This window comes from uncultured Friedmanniella sp. (assembly GCF_964244285.1).
GTDB lineage: Bacteria > Actinomycetota > Actinomycetes > Propionibacteriales > Propionibacteriaceae > Microlunatus.
The window spans coordinates 546303-564855 of the sequence record NZ_CAXTHT010000002.1 but is presented as its reverse complement, the minus strand read 5'-3'; the positions used below and the strand labels follow the sequence as shown (position 1 = coordinate 564855).

The window sequence follows — 18553 nt, the reverse complement described above, 5'->3', positions numbered from 1 at the left end:
CCGTGGCTGACCTGTACTGGCCCGGCGACGAGCGGGCGGGGGTGCTGATGAGCGACCTCGCCCTCCTCGAGGCGATGAGCACGGTTGAGGAGGCGTGGCTCGAGGCGCTGGTGGACGCCGGCCTGGCCCCGGCCGAGGCGCGCGTCACCGTCCGCGGCCTGGTCGGGGAGTCCGACAGCGAGTTCATCGCCCGCGGGGCCGAGGCCGGCGGCAACCCGGTGATCGGCCTGGTCGCCCTGCTGCGGACGCGTCTGCCCGAGGAGGCGAGCCGCTGGCTGCACCGCGGTCTGACCAGCCAGGACGTGCTGGACACCGCCCTGGTGCTCACGCTCCGGGACGTGCTGGACGAGGTCGAGCGCCAGCTCCGCCGCCAGGCCGCCGTCCTCGTCGCCCTCGCCGAGGCTCATGGCGAGACCGTCATGATCGGCCGGACGCTGACCCAGCACGCCGTCCCCCTGACCTTCGGCCTCAAGGCGGCCACCTGGCTGGGCGGCGTGCTCGACGCCGGCGCCGCGGTCACCACCGCTCACGCGGCTCTCGCCGTGCAGGCGGGGGGTGCGGCCGGCACCCTGGCCGCGGCCGCGGAGCTGGCCCGGTTGAGCGGCCACCCCGATCCGGCCGCCGTGGCCGTCGGCCTGGTCGCCGGCACGGCGGGACGGCTGGTCCTCCAGCCCCGGCTGCCCTGGCACACCAACCGCGGCATCGTGACCGCGGTGGGCGACGCCCTGGTGACCGCCACCGACGCCTGGGGTCACCTCGCGGCCGACGTCACCACCCTCTCCCGTCCCGAGGTCGGCGAGCTGGCCGAGGGGCCGTCCTCCTCAGGAGCCGCGCGGGGCGGCTCGTCGACGATGCCCGGCAAGGCCAACCCGGTGCTGTCGGTCCTAGTCCGCCGGGCCGCGCTGGCCGCCCCGGGCCTGGCCGCGACCCTGCACCTGGCCGCGGCGACCACCGTGGACGAGCGTCCGGACGGCGCCTGGCACGTCGAGTGGGCGACCCTGCGCGACCTCGGGCGCCGTACGGTCGTGGCCGCCAGCCAGACCACCGAGCTGCTCGGCGACCTGCACGTGCACGCGGGCCGGATGCGGGCCACGCTCGAGGCTGCCGGCCCCTCCACCGAGCAGCAGAGCATGGCCGCGCTGGTGGGCGGGGTGCCGAGCGGACCGTACCTGGGCGCGGCCGCCGTGATGGTGGACGCCGTCCTGGCCCGCGCCCGCACCTTCCTGGAGGCCGACGCATGACCGTTCCCCGCATCACCGGCGTCCAGCTGAGCGAGGTCACGGCCGGTCCGCTGCTGCTGCTCGGGCCGTCCCTGGGCACGTCGGTCGACGCCCTCTGGTCCGCCTGTGCAGCCCGGCTGGCGCCGCACTTCCAGGTCGTCGGCTGGGACCTGCCCGGGCACGGCCGCAACCGGACCGTCGGATCGTCCTTCACCATGGCCGAGCTGGCCGCCGGGGTGCTCGCCCTGGCCGAGACCGCGCTGGTCGAGCGCGGCGAGCCGGGCGGGTCGTTCCTCTACGCCGGGGACTCCGTGGGCGGGGCGGTCGGGCTGCAGCTGCTGCTGGACGCCCCGGGCCGGGTGGCGGCGGCGGCGCTGCTGTGCACCGGAGCCCGGATCGGTGACCCGCAGACGTGGGCGGACCGGGCCGCCACCGTCCGGGCGTCCGGTACCCCGGCCGTGCTGGCCGGCTCAGCCACCCGCTGGTTCGCACCCGGGTTCCTCGAGCGCGAGCCGAGCGTCGGTTCGGCCCTGCTGACCAGCCTGAGCGACGCCGACGACGAGGGCTACGCGCAGGTCTGCGAGGCGCTGGCCGGCTTCGACGTCCGGGGCCGGCTGGGTCGGATCACCGCCCCGGTGCTCACCGTGGCCGGCGCCTTCGACCAGGTGACCCCGCCGGCCAGCCTGCAGGAGATCGCCGACGGTGTCCCGGGAGCCACGTCCGTGGTGCTGGAGGGGGTCGCCCACCTCGCCCCGGCCGAGGCGCCCGCCGCGCTGGCCGCGCTGCTGCTGAGGCACCTGCTTCCCGATCCGTACGCCGCCGGGCTGGCCGTCCGGCGGCAGGTCCTGGGTGAGGCCCACGTCGACCGGGCGGTCGCGGCGACCACCGCCTTCACCGCCGACTTCCAGGAGCTGATCACCCGCTACGCCTGGGGCACGATCTGGACCCGACCCGGTCTGGACCGGCGTAGCCGCTCCTTGATCACCCTCACCGCCCTGGTCGCCCGCGGTCACCACGAGGAGCTGGCGATGCACGTCCGGGCGGCCCGCACCAACGGGCTGACCGAGGACGAGATCAAGGAGCTGCTGCTGCAGACGGCCATCTACTGCGGCGTCCCGGACGCCAACACGGCGTTCCGGATCGCCCAGCGCGTCCTCACCGAGATCGCTGCTGAGTCTGGAACACGAGAGGAGAACCCATGACGTCGGCCTACCTCTACGCCGCCACCCGGACGCCGTTCGGGAAGTTCGGTGGCGCGTACGCCGAGGTGCGGCCCGACGACCTCGCGGCCACCGCCCTGACCGGGGTGCTGGCCCAGGCCCCCGACCTCGACCCGGGCGCCATCGGCGACGTCTACTGGGGCCTGGCGAACGGGGCCGGCGAGGACAACCGCAACGTCGGCCGGATGGCCGTGCTGCTGGCCGGACTTCCCACCTCCGTGCCCGCCACGACCGTCAACCGGCTCTGCGGCTCGAGCCTCGACGCGGCCATGATGGGCTCGCGGACCATCGAGAGCGGGGATGCCGAAGTGGTCGTGGTCGGCGGGGTCGAGTCGATGACCCGGGCCCCGTGGGTGCTGCCCAAGCCGTCCCGCGCGTTTCCGGCCGGCGACGTCACCGCCCCCTCCACCACGCTCGGCTGGCGGCTGGTCAACCCGCGGATGCCGGCGGAGTGGACGGTCTCCCTGGGTGAGTGCAACGAGCAGCTCCAGGAGCGCTACTCGATCTCGCGCGAGCGTCAGGACGCCTTCGCGGCCCGTTCGCACCAGCTGGCCGACCAGGCCTGGAACGAGGGCTTCTACACCGACCTCACCGTGACCGTCCCCGGCACCGAGCTGGCCCGCGACGAGGGCATCCGGCCCGGCAGCACGGCCGAGAAGCTCAGCCGGCTCAAGCCCGCCTTCCGGCCTGAGGGCACCATCACCGCAGGCAACGCCTCCCCCCTGACCGACGGCGCGTCGGCACTGCTGCTGGGCTCCGGCGCGGCGGCGGCGACCATCGGCGGCCAGCCCCTGGCCCGGATCGCCGGTCGAGGCGCCGCGGCGCTGGACCCCCAGCAGTTCGGCTACGCGCCGGTGGTGGCCGCCGACCTGGCTCTGCGGCGGGCCGGAATCGGCTGGAACGACGTCGGGGCGGTCGAGCTGAACGAGGCCTTCGCGGTCCAGTCGCTGGCCTGCGTGGACGCCTGGGGGATCGACCCCGAGATCGTCAACACCCGCGGCGGGGCGATCGCCGTGGGGCACCCGCTGGGCGCGTCCGGCGGCCGGATCCTGGGCACCCTCGCTGCGGTGCTTCGCGAACGCGGCGAGCGCTGGGGGGTCGCGGCGATCTGCATCGGCGTCGGCCAGGGCCTGGCTGTCGTGCTGGAGAACGTCGCCTCGGCCAGGGCCGGGGAGGCGCGATGAAGCCCCGCGTGGTGACCGACCCCGACGAGGCCGTCGCCGGGATCGAGGACGGCTCGACCGTCCTGGTGGGCGGCTTCGGGATGGCCGGGATGCCGGTGGTCCTGATCGACGCGCTGATCCGCGGCGGGGCGACCGACCTGACCGTCGTCAGCAACAACGCCGGCAACGGCGACACCGGGCTGGCGGCGCTGCTGGCGGCCGGCCGGGTGCGCAAAGTGGTCTGCTCGTTCCCGCGGCAGAGCGACTCGTGGGTCTTCGACGGCCTCTACCGCGCCGGCGAGATCGAGCTCGAGGTGGTGCCCCAGGGCAACCTGGCCGAGCGGATGCGCGCCGCCGGCGCGGGGATCGGCGCGTTCTTCTCCCCCACCGGCGTCGGCACGCCGCTGGCCGAGGGCAAGGAGACCCGCGAGTTCGGCGGTCGACCCTACGTCCTCGAGCTGCCCATCGCCGGTGACGTCGCCCTGATCGCTGCCCACGAGGGAGACCTGATGGGCAACCTCGTCTACCGCAAGACGGCTCGCAACTTCGGTCCGGTGATGGCCACCGCCGCGACGCGGACCATCGTCCAGGTCGGACGGGTGGTCGAGGTCGGCGCCATCGACCCGGAGGTCGTCGTCACCCCGGGCATCTACGTCGACACCCTGCTGGACCTCGCCGGAGGAGTGCGATGAGCAGCCTGACCCGTCCCGGACAGACGCTCGAGCACCCCGACCGCGGCCCCCGCGGCAAGGACGAGCTGGCGGCCGCCATCGCCACCGACATCCCGCACGGCTCCTACGTCAACCTCGGCATCGGCCAGCCGACGCTGGTGGCCGACCACCTGCCCAGCGGTTCCGGAGTCGTCCTGCACACCGAGAACGGGATGCTCAACATGGGTCCGGCGGCCGTCGGCGACCAGGTCGACCCCGACCTGATCAACGCGGGCAAGGTGCCGGTGACCGAGCTGGCCGGGGCGTCCTACTTCCACCACGCCGACTCCTTCGCCATGATGCGCGGCGGCCATCTCGACGTCTGCGTGCTGGGCGCGTTCCAGGTCTCGGCGCGGGGCGACCTGGCCAACTGGCACACCGGTGCCCCAGGCGCGATCCCGGCGGTCGGTGGCGCGATGGACCTGGCGATCGGGGCGAAGGCTGTGCTGGTGATGATGACGCTCTTCGCGCGTGACGGCACGGCCAAGCTGGTGCCGGCCTGCACCTACCCGTTGACCGGGCTCGGCTGCGTCAGCCGGGTCTACACCGACGTCGCGACCTTCGAGGTGGGCGCTGAGGGGGCCACGGTGCTGGAGACGTTCGGGACGACGGTCGAGGAGCTGCGCGGCCGGCTCGACGTCGAGCTGGGCACCGTCGGGGGCCGAGCATGAGCCGCACCCAGGTCGTGATCATCGGAGCCGGACCGGCCGGGCTGCTGCTCTCGCACCTGCTGGCCGCCGACGGCGTCGAGTCGGTGGTGCTGGAGACCCGCTCCCGCCGCTACGTCGAGGCCCGCGTCCGCGCCGGCATCCTGGAGAGCTCGACGGTCGGACTCCTGGACAGCGTCGGCCTCGGTGAGCGGCTGCACCGCGAGGGTCACGAGCACCGCGGCATCTACCTGCAGTGGCCCGAGGAGCGCCACCACCTCGACTTCGTCGACCTCGGCGAGAGCAGCATCTGGCTCTACGGGCAGACCGAGGTGACCCGCGACCTCGGCCGCGCGCGGGAGGCGGCCGGTCAGCAGATCAGCTACGAGATCAGCGACACCGCCCTGCACGACGTGGGCACCGACCGACCGTACGTCACCTGGACCGGCGGCGACGGCCGGCCGGAGCGGCTGGACGCCGACGTGGTCGTGGGCTGCGACGGCTCGTTCGGACCGAGCCGCGGCACCGTCCCGGCCGGGTCGCAGCAGACCTGGGAGCGCACCTACCCCTACGCCTGGCTCGGCATCCTCGCCGACGTCGCGCCGTCGACCGACGAGCTGATCTACGCCTGGCACCCCGACGGCTTCGCCATGCACTCGATGCGCTCGGAGTCGGTCAGCCGGCTCTACCTGCAGGTGCCGCCCGGGACGGACCTCGCGACGTGGTCCGACGACCGGATCTGGGACGCGCTGGCCGTCCGGCTCGGCCACGGCCAGGAGGGCTGGGAGCTGACGCCGGGTCCGATCACCGACCGCAGCGTGCTGCCGATGCGCAGCTTCGTGGCGACGCCGATGCGGTACGGCCGGCTGTTCCTGGCCGGCGACGCCGCGCACATCGTCCCCCCGACCGGCGCCAAGGGGCTCAACCTGGCTGTGGCCGACGTCGCGCTGCTGGCCCCTGCCGTGTCCGCCCTGCTCAGGGGCGACCCTCGACCGGCTGAGGCCTACTCCGACACCGCCCTGCGTCGGGTCTGGCGCTGCACCCACTTCTCCTGGTGGATGACCACGATGCTGCACAGCACTGGCGACCCGTTCGACGACCAGCTGCAGCTGTCCCAGCTGCGGCGGGTCTGCGGCAGCGAGCACGCGGCCGCCGAGCTGGCCGCCAACTACTCCGGGCTGCCGATCGGTCTGTGAGCGGGACACCCCCCGCTACGATGCCCACCACCTCGACGAAGAGAGCTGGCATGACTGCGACTGTGGCAACCTCCCACCGCACCCGGACCGGCTGGGTGGCTCCGCTGTGCTGGTCGGCGGTGGTCCTGGACGGCGTCGACCTGGTGGTGCTGGGCGTGGTCCTGCCCTCGCTGCTCACCGAGCGCAGCTGGGCGCTGACCCCCGGCTCGGCGTCGCTGATCTCCGTCGTGGGACTGGTCGGGGTGATGCTCGGCGCGCTGGCGACCGGCGCGATCAGCGACGTGATCGGCCGCCGCCGCACGATGCTGCTCACCGTCACCAGCTTCTCGGTGATGACCCTGCTCTGCGCCTTCGCGCCCAACCCTGAGGTGTTGGGCCTGCTGCGCTTCCTGGCCGGGCTCGGTCTCGGCGGGGTCCTGCCCACGGCGCTCGCCCTCGTCAACGAGCAGGCGGCGGACGGTCACGGCGGCCGGGCCACCACCTCGATGATGACCGGCTACCACGTCGGCGCCGTGCTGACCGCCCTGCTCGGCATCCTCATCATCCCCAGCCTGGGCTGGCGCTGGATGTTCGCCCTGGGCGCCCTGCCGGCCCTGGTCCTGGTGCCCCTGCTGCTGCGCCACCTGCCCGAGTCCGGCGCCTACCTGACCGCCCGCGAGGCCCGGCGCAGCGCCGGCAGCAGCGCCCCGGCGACGACCGAGGCACCGGCCGGACGCCCGGCCGGATCGGTGGGGCTGCTGTTCCGGCACGGCCTGGCCCGCTCCACGCTCGCCTTCTGGGTCACCTCGTTCATGGGCCTGCTGCTGGTCTACGGGCTGAACACCTGGCTGCCGCAGATCATGCGGTCCGCGGGCTACGAGCTGGGTGCCGCGCTGGCGCTCCTGCTCGTGCTCAACGTCGGGGCCGTGCTCGGTCTGCTCGTCGCCGGCCGGGTGGCCGACCGGATCGGGACGCGACGCGCTGCCGTCGTCTGGTTCGTGGCGTCGGCGGTCTTCCTGGCCCTGCTGAGCGTCAGGCTGCCGGGGGTGGGGGTGTACGCCGTGGTGCTGGCCACCGGCGTCTTCGTGTTCAGCGCCCAGGTGCTCGTCTACGCCTACGTCGCCCAGGTCTACCCGGCGGCGGCCCGCGGTGCGGCGCTGGGCGGCGCGGCCGGGGTCGGCCGGCTCGGCGCGATCACCGGCCCGTTCCTGACCGGGATGCTGCTCACCGCAGGTATCGCCTACCCGTGGGGCTTCTACCTGTTCGCCGTGGTCGCCGTCGTCGGGGCGCTGGCCGTCGCGGTGGTCAGGAGCCGGTCGGCATCATGATGCTGCGGGGTGCCGTGAGTGCACGGCACCGCGCAGCAGTGTCGTGACGGATCAGCCCGGCAGCACCGCGGACCAGCCGCCGTCGACCATCAGGTTCGCACCGGTGACGTACGAGGCGTCCGACGAGGCGAGGAAGAGCGCGCAGCGGACGACCTCCTCCGCCGAGCCGACCCGGCCGAGCGGGATGTGCCGCCCGATCTCGCGCATCGGGGAGTCCGGGGCCAGCAGGTCGGCCCGGGTGGCGGGCGTCTCGATCATGCCGGGGCTGACGCAGTTGACCCGGATGCCGTGCGCCGCGCCCTCGGCCGCCAGCTGCTTGGTCAGCGCGACGACGCCGCCCTTGGTCACCGTGTGCGCGACCCGCGCGTTGGTCCGCGACCCGCTCACCCCTGCCGTGGAGCCGACCAGGACCACCGCTGGCGCCGCTGCGACCTTGAGGTACCGCCAGGCGTGCTTGACCGGCCAGAGAACCACGTCCAGCTCCGAGCGCAGCACGAAGTCCCAGTGCTCGGCGGTGATCTCCTCCAGCGGGGCAAAGCGGGTGGCCCCGGCGTTGGCGTAGACGATGTCGATGCCGCCGTGACGCGCCGCCGCCCCGTCGACCCAGGCGGCGACGGCCGGCTCGTCGGTCAGGTCCAGGGGCGCCGTGCTGTCCATCGTGCCGCCGGCGGCGCGGACCAGGCGGTGCGTCTCGGCCGCCCCCGCGGTCTGAACGTCGCAGCCCACCACGGTCGCGCCCTCGGCGGCGAAGAGCAGTGCCGCTGCCCGGCCCTGACCACCGGCCGTACCGGTGACCAGCGCGACCTGCCCCGTGAGCCGACCGGTCATGCCCGCATCGCGTCCGACACCGACTTCGCCCCGCCGTGCGAGCTGGCCCCGCCGTCCACCGCGATCTCGGCCCCGCTGACGTAGGCCGCGGCGTCGCTCAGCAGAAAGCTCACCACCGCGGCGACCTCCGCTGGGGTGCCCGCCCGGCCCAGGGGTGCTGCGTCCACCGAGGCCTCGCGGAAGGCCGGCGCGGCTGAGGCCGTCATCGGGGTCTCGATGAAGCCGGGGTGCACGATGTTGACCCGGATGCCGCGGGGTCCCAGCTCCAGGCAGGCCGCGTGGGTCAGCCCCCGCAGCGACCACTTGCTCGCCGTGTACGCCACCGGGTAGTGCCCCTGCAGCGCGGCCAGCGAGCCGACGTTCACGATGGAGGAGCCGGCGACCATCAACGGGACCAGCGCCTGGATGCCGAGCAGCGGGCCGAGCACGTTCACCGCCGTGACCTGCCCGAACGCCTCCGCCGAGACCTCGCCCAGCCGGGCCCGGTAGGTGGTGCCGGCACAGTTCACGAGTCCGGCCACCGTGCGGCCCTGCGCGGTGAGCTCGCCCGCCAACGCCGTCCAGGCCGCCTCGTCGCGGACGTCCAGGTGACGGACGCCGTCCCCCGCGACATCCAGCCCGAGGACCTCGTACCCGCCCGCCCGGGCCGCCTCGACCACGGCCGCCCCGATGCCTGAGCCGGCCCCGGTCACCACGACCAGTCCGCTCACCCGACCCTGCTCACCTGGCGCGGGCCGCGACGTAGTCCGACCTGCGGAACGGCGGTAGCGGGGGCGACGGCGGAGCGACGCCGACCTTGTTGCTCAGGCTGCCGATGCCCTCGACGGTCAGCGTCACGACGTCGCCGGGCTGCAGCGGCGGCGGGGTCTGGCTGCCCGCCCGGCCCCACAGCTCGGCCAGGCAGCCGCCGTGCCCGGTGGTGCCCGAACCCAGCAGGTCGCCGGAGACGACCCGGCTGTCCCGGGAGGCGTAGGCCAGCAGGGTGGCGAAGCTCCAGCCCATGTTGGAGAGGACGTCACTGCCCACCTCGGTACCGTTCACGCTCACCGAGCAGCCGAGCTGCAGGAAGCCGTCGCCGTTCCGGTAGGGCTCCAGCTCGTCCGCGGTGACGATCCACGGGCCGAGGGTGCTGCCGAAGTCCTTGCCCTTGGCCGGTCCCAGCCCCACCTGCATCTCGCGGCCCTGCAGATCACGCGCCGACCAGTCGTTGAACAGCGTGTAGCCGAAGAGGTGCTGCTCGGCCTGCTCGACGCTCAGGCTGGACGCCTCGCCGGTGATGACCGCGGCCACCTCCAGCTCGAAGTCGCGCGCAACGCAGGCCGCGGGGAAGGCGACCACGTCGTCCGGCCCGAGGATCGCGTGCGGGTTCGTGAAGTAGAAGGTCGGCGCGTCGTACCAGGCCTCGGCCACCCCGGTGACCCCGTCCACGCTCTTGCGGACCCCCTCGACGTGCTCCTCGAACGCCACGAAGTCGCGCACGCTCGCCGGCACCAGCGGGGCCAGCAGCTGCACCCGGTCGAGCCGGGTGGGCCAGCGCGACGTCGCCCGGTCGGCGAGCTCGTGGGTCTCCTCCAGCCCGGCCTCGACGAGATCACGCATGGTCACCCCGTCCTCGAACGGGAACACCGAGTCATCGACCACCACGCCCGCATGGACGACCGCGCCGGTGCGGTACGTCGCGAGCCGCATCAGACGGCCCCGAGCGGAGCGAGCCCCATCAGACCGGCGGCGCGACGAAGGAGCCGCGGTCGACGTCGTTGAAGGACTGCTTGGCCACGAACTCGCTCATGGCGTTCGCGGTCCCCCACTGGTCGGTCACCTCCGGGTCGGAGAAGTCGTAGAGGTGGGGGTGCCAGGTGTCCTCGTCGAGCTCCTCGAGCTCGGTCGTGTACTCGATGGTGTTGCCGTGCGGGTCGAGGAAGTAGCTGAAGGTGTTGTTGCCGGCCTTGTGCCGGCCCGGGCCCCAAACCTTCTCCACGCCACCGCGGAGCATCCTCCCCGTTCCGCGCATGTACTCATCGATCCCCCGCAGCTCGAACGAGGCGTGGTGCAGGGCGACGTGCGGGCCGCGCGCGATGGCCAGGCTGTGGTGGTACCGGTTGGTGCGCAGGAACCACATCACCTCGCCCATGTGCGGGGAGGTCAAGGTGTCCGACAGGGCGAAACCCAGGTGGCGGTCGTAGAAGGCCACGGTGGCCTCGGGGTTGGGCGAGTTGACCACGACGTGGGAGAGCTTGACCGGGATCGACTCGCCCTCCTCGATCTTGCGGTGGACGCGGACGTCCACGTCGGCGGAGACCTCGATGGTGCGGCCGTCGACGTCGAAGAAGCGGAAGCCGTAGCCGCCGCCCGGGGTTGTCAGCTTGTCGGGTTCGGTGATCAGCTGGACGCCGTCCCGGGCCAGCTGCAGGGCCAGCGCGTCGACGGAGGCCTCGTCGGCCGAACCGAAGGAGATCAGGTCGAGCCGCTTCTCCTCAGCCTTGCGCAGCCGCACCTGGTACTGCTCCGGCGAGCCCTCCGCGGCCAGGAAGGAGAGGCCGTCGTCCGTGGTCTCCTGCTTCAGCCCCCACATGCCGGTGTAGAAGTCGAGCTGCCGGTCGAAGTCGGGCACGGCCAGGTCGACATGGCGCAGGTGGGTGATCAGGCGTTCGTTCATGCTTCTCCCTTGACGTTCCTCCAGCGGCAGACCTCCACTGTCGTCGGCCCAGAACCATCAGGCAATAACGAGTTCGCGATGCCTACCATCACCGCGGTCTATCGTTCATGGCATGCCCGGTGTCAACCTGCGCAACCTCGACCTGAACCTCCTGCTCACCCTCGAGGCCCTGTTGCACGAGCGCAACGTGACCCGGGCGGCCGAGCGGCTCGGACTCAGCCAGCCCGCCGTCAGCGCCGCGCTGGGTCGGCTCCGCCGCCACTTCGACGACGAGCTGCTGCGGCGCCAGGGCAACCGCTACGAGCTGACGCCCCTCGGCGCGCAGCTCGGTGAGCGCACCTCGCTGGCCGTGGCGAGCCTGCAACGCGTCTTCGACGCGGCCCCCGACTTCGACCCTGCGACCGCCGTCCGGGAGTTCACCGTGCTCGTCTCCGACTACACCGCGGCGGTGCTCGGCGACCACCTGGTGACCGCGATGGCGGCGCAGGCGCCGGGCGTCCGGCTACAGCTGCGCCAGCACACCCCCGACATGGTCAGCAGTGCGGCGGACGTGCTGCCGGGCGTCGACGGGCTGATCCTGCCCCACGGCTTCCTCACCGGCATCGGCCACGACGACCTGTACGAGGACCGCTGGGTCTGCGTCGTGGCCCGGGACAACGACAGCGTCGGCGACGCCCTCAGCATGGCTGACGTGGCCCGGTTGCCCTGGGTCGTCACCTACAACCGGCCGACCGCCTTCACCCCGGCCGCCCAGCAGCTCCGGGTGATCGGGGTGGAGCCCGACGTCCGGGTGGTGGTGGAGAGCTTCCTCGCTGTCCCGTTCCTGGTGGGCGGCACCGACCGGATCGCTCTGCTGCAGGCCGGCCTGGCCGGCCGGCTGGCTGAGGCGGCCGGCGTCCGGGTGCTGCCCTGTCCCTGGGAGGTGGTGCCCCTGCGCGAGGCGTTCTGGTGGCATGCGTCACTCCGGGCGGACCCGGCCCACCGGTGGCTCCGTTCGGTCCTGGTCGAAGCCGGCGCACTGGTGGGCCGGGTCACCGGTTCTTGAGACGGTCCTGAGGAAACTGGGTTAAGGTCCACCTACCGCACCCGATGGTGCGAAAAGGGTCCGGGGGAGAAGGGACCAATCCCCCGTTGATCAACCACATCCTCAACCCGGTGCTGTTCGTCGCGCTCGGGGCCTCCGCGCTCTACCTGTGGTCCCGCCGCCGCGACGCGGCCACCGCCTGGCTCGCCGGCGCGTGGGGATCGCTGGGCGTGGCTGTGGTGGCCAGCCCCCTGCTGCAGCTCATCGCCAGCCACGAGACGGCGTATGAGTGGCTCATCAAGGTCGGGGTCCTGCTGCCGATCCTGATCTACCCGTACTGCCTCATCCGCTTCGCGGCCTCGTTCGAGCGCAGCCGCCTCATCCGCAGACTCGCCGGGGTCAAGACCGTCGTCGTCTCCTGCTGGACGCTGGCTCTGCCTTCCTTCCCCTCGGACCGGTCCCCGTGGTGGTTCACCGTCTGGATCGTGGGGTTCTGCCTCCAGTGGGTGGGCCTGTCGGTGCTGGCCGCGTTGCTGCTCTGGCGGGCGGGCCGGCGTGAACCCGCGGTCACCCGGCGGCGGATGCAACTGCTGAGCGTCGGCGCGGTCACCCTCTCGGCGGTCATCCTGCTGCCGCTGCTGCTGACGTCCGGATCGCCCCTCGAGCAGGGTCTGAGTGTCGCCCTCGTCGTCGTGGCGGCCGGCTGCGTGCTGGTGGGGCTCGCCCCGCCGGCCCCGGTGCGGCTGGTCTGGCGGCGCGCGGAGCAGGACCGGGTCTATGACCTCCAGCTCGCCCTGATCCGGGCCGAGAGCCGCCCGGAGGTGGCCGCGGCGGTCCTGCCCGTCCTCAAGGGACTGCTTGGCTGCCGCGCCGCCGCGATGCTGGAGAAGGACGGCCAGGTCCTGCTGGCCGAGGGTCCGCCCGAGGACGTGTCCGAGCTGATCCGCGCCGTGCGGGCCCAGGAGCCGGCCGAGATCGCGGAGCAGACCGTCGTCCGCTTCGAGCTGGGCTCGGGCACGTTGGTGGCCCAGACCGGCCGCTACGCCCCCGTCTTCGGATCCGATGAGGTCCGGCTGTTCGAGAGCACCAGCCTGATGGTGGGCACCGCCCTGAACCGGATCGAGAGCCGCGACGAGCTGGCGCAGGCCCACGAGCGGGCGCTCGAGGCGTCCCGGCTCAAGTCGGAGTTCCTGGCCAACATGAGCCACGAGATCCGCACCCCGATCAACGGCGTGATCGGCCTGACCGAGCTGCTGGCGGCCACCGACCTCGACGAGCAGCAACGGGGGTACGCCGCCACGGTGCAGAGCTCGGCCGACGCCTTGCTCAACGTCCTCAACGACATCCTCGACTTCTCCAAGATCGAGGCGGGCAAGCTCGACCTGAGCTCGGGAGACTTCGACGTGCGCGCGGCCGTCGAGGACATCCTCGCCCTGCTGGCCGGCGCCGCCAACGGCAAGCACATCGAGCTGGCGATGGCGGTGGGCGAGGACGTGCCCCAGGCGTTGTGCGGCGACGTCGGCCGGATCCGCCAGATCCTGCTCAACCTGGCCGGCAACGCCGTCAAGTTCACCGACAGCGGCGAGGTCGTGCTGCGGGTCACCCGGGTGGCCACCGGTGCCGACGGCGAGCGTCCGGGAGCGATCCGGTGCCGCTTCGAGGTGAGCGACTCCGGGTGCGGGATCGCGCCGGAGGCAGTGGCCGCCCTGTTCGACAGCTTCTTCCAGGCCGACGCCTCCTCGACCCGGCGGCACGGGGGCACCGGCCTCGGCCTGGCCATCTCCAAACGGCTGGTCGAGCTGATGGGCGGCACGATCGAGGTCGAGACGACCCGGGGTGAAGGCAGCCGCTTCTGGTTCGAGCTGGAGCTCGGGGCGGCGTCCGAGGCCTGGCCGCCGATCCCGGCGGCGACGGAGCTGCGGGGACGGAGCCTGCTCGTGGTCGACGACAACGCCGTCAACCGCACCATCCTGACCGAGACCGCGAAGGCGTGGCAGCTGGAGGTGGTGGCGGTCCCCGACGTCGACCGGGCCCTGGTGGAGCTGCGCCGGCGGGACGCGGTGGGCGGCCACTTCGACCTGGCCTGGATCGACCACCAGATGCCCGGTCGCAACGGCACCGAGCTGGCGCGGGCGATGGCTGCCGACCCGCGCCACCGCCGGACCGCCCGGGTCCTGCTCACCTCCAGCGGTGACCGCAGCGGGCTGACCAGCGGCGAGCTGCACGCCCACCTCACCAAGCCCGTCCGGCCCTCGGTGCTGCTCGAGTGCACCGCGGGACTCCTCGCGCGGCTGGACGCCGGGACGCTGACCGAGGCGACCTGCCCCACGGCCACGACGCCGACCCTCGACCAGGGGACGCGGACAACGGCCCGGCCAGAACCCGAGCCCGGAGCAGAAGTCGCCGAGCCTGGGCTGCCGTGCGTCCTCGTGGCCGAGGACAACCCGGTCAGCCAGCAGGTGGCCCGCCGGATGCTCGAGTCGCTGGGCTGCGCCGTCGACATCGCGGGCACCGGCAGCGAGGTGCTGGCCGCGGCCCGGAGGCGCCCGTACGGGCTGGTCTTCATGGACTGCCAGATGCCGGAGATGGACGGTTACGAGGCCACGGCGGCGTTGCGCCGGCACGAGGCCGGCCAGCGGCACACCCCGGTGGTCGCGCTCACCGCGAGCGCCATGAAGGGCGACGCCGAACGCTGCCTCGAGGCCGGGATGGACGACTACCTGACCAAGCCGGTGCGGATCGCGGACTTCCGGGCCGCCCTCAACCGCTGGCTGCGGCTGCCCCCGACCGGCGGGGGCGAGGGCGCGGCCGAGGGCGCGGGCCCGAGCCGGGCCCCGGGTGCGGCCGTGGATCTGGTGACCCTGCGGGGGCTGAGCGACGACGACGACCAGACCGGCGGCCTGGTGGGGCTGTTCCTCGACACCTCCGCCGCCCAGCTGGAGCAGATGCGCAGCACCGCTTCCTCAGGCGAGGACGCCCCGCTGCGCCGGCTCAGCCACGCCCTGCGTGGTGCCGCCCTCTCCCTCGGCGCCCAGGAGCTGGCAGCCCGGTGCGCCGAGCTCGAGGCCCCGGACCTGACCGGCCCGGAGAACCGCGAGCGGCAGCTCCGGGCCGTCGAGGCCGAGTTCGTCCGCGTCCGGACGTTCCTGCTGGGCCACTTCCCCAGCGCCGCCGAGCAGGTTGGCGCCGGGGCCCGCTGAGCGCGCGCGCAGGTCTGGCTCACCGTGCCGTAGGGCGGTCCTGTCCCCGGGTTGCCCTTCCAACGCCCCGATGCGCCCCGCCGGCCCAACCCTCAGACCTCGCGCTGCCCTTCCGTCCGCAGCGCGAGGACGGCGACGAAGCCGTCAGCATGGGGGGCGACCGCAGCCCGCTCGCGCACTAGAGTCTGCCGGGCCGCGCGCAGGTGCGGTCAGACGCTGAGGAGCCACGATGGACATGAAGCTCGAGCTCGTCCCGGTGCCGGTGAGCGACGTGGACCAGGCCAAGGTGTTCTACATCGAGCAGCTCGGCTTCGCCCTCGACGTCGACGTCACCCCGTTCGAGGGTCTACGGGTGGTGCAGCTGACGCCGCCCGGATCGGCCTGCTCGATCGTCATCGGCACCGGGATGGCGGCCCTGGACGCGATGCCGCCGGGCTCGGTCAAGGGCCTGCACCTGGTGGTGGCCGACATCGAGGCCGCGCGAGCCGAGCTGGCCGGCCGGGGGGTGGAGATCGGCGAGATCGAGGACGTCGGCGGTGGCGTCCGCTACGCCGGGTTCAGCGACCCCGACGGCAACAGCCTGACCCTGCAGGAGATGGCCTGGCGGACCGGCGACCAGTTCTGACCCGTTCGACAGGCTCAGGGAGCAGGTGGAGCCAGCCGGCTGACCACCAACCCGGCCACCAGGGCGCCGAGCGTGCCGAGGGTGAGGTCACCCAAGGTGTCGGTGTAGGCGGTCTGCAGCTCGGGTGAGCCGCGGACGAACGAGGCGTACTCCCCCAGCTCCCAGAGCAGGGCCGCGGCCATCCCGAAGGCGAGGCCACACATCACCACCACGCTGCGGGAGACCCCGCGCGCCGACCAGGCCAGCAGCACCCCGGACGTGAGCAGCAGCCAGTTCAGAAAGTGCATCCCGTCGTCCCACCAGCTGATGGTGTCGAAGAGGTTCAGCCGGTTGCCCAGGGTGTCCAGCAGCCAGGGCAGGCTGACGAGCAGGTCGGCCGTCCAGGGGAACCCGGGCTCGCCGCGTCGCCTGGCCCGGCGCCGGCCGTAGAGCCACCACCACAACGGGACCGCCAGCTCGCCGAGCGGGTAGACCACCAGCCGGGCGGTGGTGGCCTTGCCCTTGAGCCCACCGAGGTCGGGAAAGACCACCGCGAGGACCAGCAGCGCCACCACGGCGACCTTCGTCGCCAGGTCGAGCAGCGAGACGGTGCGCATCCGGTCATCCTGGCAGAGCCGGCGCCGTTCGGCCGGCGCCGGCGACTACGGCGAACGGCGCGCCGACACGACCCAGAACCCGCCCGGCAGGGCCACGCCGCGGCCGTCGAACCATGGCTCGAGCGCCTGCTCGAGGGCGATCAGGGCCGAACGGCGCTCCTCGTCGGTGCGGTCCTCCAGCAGCGTGAAGGTGGAGCCCACCTCGACGGCCGCGGCCGCCGCGTCGGCGACCGAGCCTGGGCCGCCCACGTAGAGCCGGTCGTCCCGCGCTTCCCAGGTCACGTCGGACCAGCCGGCCGCCATCAGCAGCGCGCTGGCCGGGTCGGTCGCACCGAGGCTGAACGAGCTGCCGTCCGGGTCGGGCTCGACCACGTCAGCGCCGCCCCGACGCAGGTCGCTCAGCACCGCCGCGTAGGGGACGGCGAAGAACGGCGACTCCGGTCGGCGGCGCCACGCCGCCGCACACAACCGGCCCCCGGGTCGGGTGGCGGCGGCGAGCCGGCCGAACGCGGCGAGGGGGTCGGAGAAGAACATCACGCCGAACCGCGAGAGCACCACGTCGTAGGCCGCCTCCGGCAGCGGGGTGCTGACGGCGTCCCCGACGAGCCAGTCGATGTCGAGCCCCGCGAAGCGGTCGCGCGCGGCGTCGATCATCTCCGGCGCCACGTCCATCCCGGTGACGCGGCCACCCGGCTGGACGGCCCGGAAGGCCGGTTCGGTCGTCGTCCCGGGACCGCAGCCGACGTCCAGCACCCGCTCGCCGGGACCGAGCCCGGCCGCGGCGAACAACGGCAGCGACACCGGAGCCAGCTGCGCCTCCCGGACGCTCAAGCCGGCCAGCCAGCGCCGCGAGCGCTCCCCCACCCACTCCGACTGTGCCACCGCTGTCCTCCTGCTCGAGGGACCCCGCCGCGACCGGTAGCGTCGGGCGGGCCATGAGTGCCCATCATCTGTCCCCGTCCGTCCTCCGTGCCCAGCGCGCCACCTACGCGGCGTTCATCGCCAGCGGATTCGGCTTCGCCAGCTGGGCCTCGCGGATCCCGTCTGTGCGGGACGCGCTGCACGCCTCGCCGTCGGTGCTGGGGCTGGTGCTGCTCGCGGTCGCGCTCGGCTCGGTGGTCTCGCTGCCGCTCGCGGGGCTGGTCGTCACCCGGTTCGGCACCGCCCGGGCGGTGGCCGCGATGGCGATCTGCTTCGCCGTCGGGCTGGTGGTGATCGGTCTCGGCTACCCGTACGGGATCCCGCCGGTGGTCCTCGGACTGTTCCTGATGGGCTTCGGCAACGGCACCTGGGACGTGGCCATGAACGTCGAGGGCGCCGCGGTGGAGCAGGGCCTGGGCCGGGCCGTGATGCCACGTTTCCACGCGGGCTGGAGCGTCGGCAGTGTGGCCGGCGCGCTCGGCGGGGCGGCCATGGTGGCGCTCCACGTCCCGGTGAACGCCCACCTGGTGGGGGCCGGCGTCCTGCTGGCCGTCGTGGTCCCGTTGGCGGTGCGCGGCTTCCTGCCGGCGAGCGGGACGGCGCCCGAACCGGACAACGATCCCGACGCCGCCTCCCGGAACCCGCTCCGGGCCTGGCTCGAGCCCCGGACGGTGCTGATCGGGGTCTTCGTCCTCTGTATGGCCTTCAGCGAGGGGACGGGCAACGACTGGCTGGCCGTCGCGGTGATCGACGGCTACCACGCCGCGCCGGTCGCCGGACCGCTGACCTTCGCGGTCTTCCTCAGCGCGATGACCACCGGACGCTGGTTCGGCCCCCAGGTGATCGCCCGGTTCGGACGGGTGCGGGCCGTCCGCAGCTCGGCCCTGCTGGCCCTGGCCGGGCTGCTGCTGGTCGTGCTCGGGACGGCCCTGCCCTTCGCCGTGGTCGGCGCCGTGCTGTGGGGGCTGGGGACTGCCCTCGGCTTCCCTGTCGGGATGAGCGCGGCCGCGGACGACCCCGTTCGCGCAGCCGGACGGGTGAGCGTGGTCGCCTCGATCGGCTACACCGCGTTCTTGGCCGGGCCGCCGCTGGTCGGCTTCCTCGGCGGCCACGTCGGCGTCCAGCACGCCCTGACCGTCACCGCGGCCCTGCTGGCGTTGGCCATCGCGATCGGGGGCACCATCCGTCCCCTGGTCCCCGAAGGGGCGGCGCCGCAACCCTCGAGCCGCTGAGAGGTAAA

The 18553-nt window shown here is 73.3% G+C and carries 17 protein-coding genes; 11 read left to right on the top strand and 6 right to left on the bottom strand.

All coding sequences use genetic code 11. The features are described 5' to 3' along the window. The first annotated feature begins 2 nt into the window (after window positions 1-2). From ACFE7W_RS06975 to ACFE7W_RS06945, 7 genes are read left to right on the top strand one after another with little or no spacing between them, the layout of a single operon-like run. A complete protein-coding gene (locus ACFE7W_RS06975) occupies window positions 3-1241 on the top strand; it encodes a lyase family protein (protein ID WP_375424024.1) in 1239 nt (412 codons plus the stop codon). Beyond that, a complete protein-coding gene (gene pcaC, locus ACFE7W_RS06970) occupies window positions 1238-2422 on the top strand; it encodes a 4-carboxymuconolactone decarboxylase (RefSeq protein WP_375424023.1) in 1185 nt (394 codons plus the stop codon). Before ACFE7W_RS06975 ends, pcaC begins: the two co-directional genes overlap by 4 nt. Then, window positions 2419-3624: a thiolase family protein gene (locus ACFE7W_RS06965; protein ID WP_375424022.1), complete on the top strand. Its 1206-nt coding sequence runs from the start codon at window positions 2419-2421 to the stop codon at window positions 3622-3624. Before pcaC ends, ACFE7W_RS06965 begins: the two co-directional genes overlap by 4 nt. Beyond that, window positions 3621-4295 carry a 3-oxoacid CoA-transferase subunit A gene (locus ACFE7W_RS06960; protein WP_375424021.1) on the top strand — a complete coding sequence of 225 codons (675 nt, stop codon included), beginning with the start codon at window positions 3621-3623 and terminating at the stop codon, window positions 4293-4295. Before ACFE7W_RS06965 ends, ACFE7W_RS06960 begins: the two co-directional genes overlap by 4 nt. Further along, window positions 4292-4984 (top strand): 3-oxoacid CoA-transferase subunit B, encoded by a 693-nt coding sequence (locus ACFE7W_RS06955; protein ID WP_375424020.1) that lies wholly within the window; start codon window positions 4292-4294, stop codon window positions 4982-4984. The genes ACFE7W_RS06960 and ACFE7W_RS06955 overlap by 4 nt, the downstream gene beginning before the upstream one ends. Then, the gene (locus tag ACFE7W_RS06950) at window positions 4981-6156 is read left to right on the top strand and encodes a 4-hydroxybenzoate 3-monooxygenase (protein ID WP_375424019.1); all 1176 of its coding nucleotides are present in this window, start codon (window positions 4981-4983) and stop codon (window positions 6154-6156) included. The genes ACFE7W_RS06955 and ACFE7W_RS06950 overlap by 4 nt, the downstream gene beginning before the upstream one ends. 50 nt (window positions 6157-6206) lie before the next feature. Next, window positions 6207-7463 (top strand): MFS transporter, encoded by a 1257-nt coding sequence (locus tag ACFE7W_RS06945; RefSeq protein ID WP_375424018.1) that lies wholly within the window; start codon window positions 6207-6209, stop codon window positions 7461-7463. Between the two features lie 51 nt (window positions 7464-7514). Here the strand turns inward: ACFE7W_RS06945 and ACFE7W_RS06940 are convergent, their stop codons facing one another. Genes ACFE7W_RS06940 through ACFE7W_RS06925 form a run of 4 tightly spaced genes read right to left on the bottom strand, consistent with a single transcriptional unit; the run spans window position 7515 to window position 10947 of the window. After that, window positions 7515-8291 carry an SDR family NAD(P)-dependent oxidoreductase gene (locus ACFE7W_RS06940; RefSeq protein ID WP_375424017.1) on the bottom strand — a complete coding sequence of 259 codons (777 nt, stop codon included), beginning with the start codon at window positions 8289-8291 and terminating at the stop codon, window positions 7515-7517. Further along, window positions 8288-9001 carry an SDR family NAD(P)-dependent oxidoreductase gene (locus ACFE7W_RS06935; protein ID WP_375424016.1) on the bottom strand — a complete coding sequence of 238 codons (714 nt, stop codon included), beginning with the start codon at window positions 8999-9001 and terminating at the stop codon, window positions 8288-8290. Before ACFE7W_RS06935 ends, ACFE7W_RS06940 begins: the two co-directional genes overlap by 4 nt. A gap of 10 nt (window positions 9002-9011) precedes the next feature. After that, the gene (locus tag ACFE7W_RS06930) at window positions 9012-9980 is read right to left on the bottom strand and encodes a fumarylacetoacetate hydrolase family protein (RefSeq protein WP_375424015.1); all 969 of its coding nucleotides are present in this window, start codon (window positions 9978-9980) and stop codon (window positions 9012-9014) included. A gap of 28 nt (window positions 9981-10008) precedes the next feature. Next, the gene (locus tag ACFE7W_RS06925; RefSeq protein WP_375424014.1) at window positions 10009-10947 is read right to left on the bottom strand and encodes a VOC family protein; all 939 of its coding nucleotides are present in this window, start codon (window positions 10945-10947) and stop codon (window positions 10009-10011) included. A 112-nt stretch (window positions 10948-11059) separates the two neighbouring features. Here ACFE7W_RS06925 and ACFE7W_RS06920 point away from each other — a divergent pair, with 112 nt between their 5' ends. The 3 genes from ACFE7W_RS06920 to ACFE7W_RS06910 all read left to right on the top strand — a co-directional run bounded on the left by ACFE7W_RS06920 (window position 11060) and on the right by ACFE7W_RS06910 (window position 15796). After that, complete coding sequence (locus ACFE7W_RS06920; protein ID WP_375424013.1) at window positions 11060-11992, top strand: LysR family transcriptional regulator; 933 nt, start codon at window positions 11060-11062, stop codon at window positions 11990-11992. Window positions 11993-12078: 86 nt separating this feature from the next. Next, window positions 12079-15171, top strand: coding sequence for a response regulator (locus ACFE7W_RS06915; protein ID WP_375424012.1), 3093 nt, complete (start codon window positions 12079-12081; stop codon window positions 15169-15171). A 229-nt stretch (window positions 15172-15400) separates the two neighbouring features. Then, complete coding sequence (locus tag ACFE7W_RS06910) at window positions 15401-15796, top strand: VOC family protein (RefSeq protein WP_375424011.1); 396 nt, start codon at window positions 15401-15403, stop codon at window positions 15794-15796. A 14-nt stretch (window positions 15797-15810) separates the two neighbouring features. On the opposite strand, the gene ACFE7W_RS06905 is transcribed toward ACFE7W_RS06910, so the two are convergent. Together ACFE7W_RS06905 and ACFE7W_RS06900 are read right to left on the bottom strand one after the other, a co-directional pair. Continuing rightward, window positions 15811-16392 (bottom strand): hypothetical protein, encoded by a 582-nt coding sequence (locus tag ACFE7W_RS06905; protein WP_375424010.1) that lies wholly within the window; start codon window positions 16390-16392, stop codon window positions 15811-15813. 45 nt (window positions 16393-16437) lie between these two features. Then, window positions 16438-17274: a class I SAM-dependent methyltransferase gene (locus ACFE7W_RS06900; RefSeq protein ID WP_375424009.1), complete on the bottom strand. Its 837-nt coding sequence runs from the start codon at window positions 17272-17274 to the stop codon at window positions 16438-16440. A gap of 53 nt (window positions 17275-17327) precedes the next feature. Here ACFE7W_RS06900 and ACFE7W_RS06895 point away from each other — a divergent pair, with 53 nt between their 5' ends. Then, the gene (locus ACFE7W_RS06895) at window positions 17328-18545 is read left to right on the top strand and encodes an MFS transporter (RefSeq protein ID WP_375424008.1); all 1218 of its coding nucleotides are present in this window, start codon (window positions 17328-17330) and stop codon (window positions 18543-18545) included. Window positions 18546-18553: the final 8 nt, after the last annotated feature.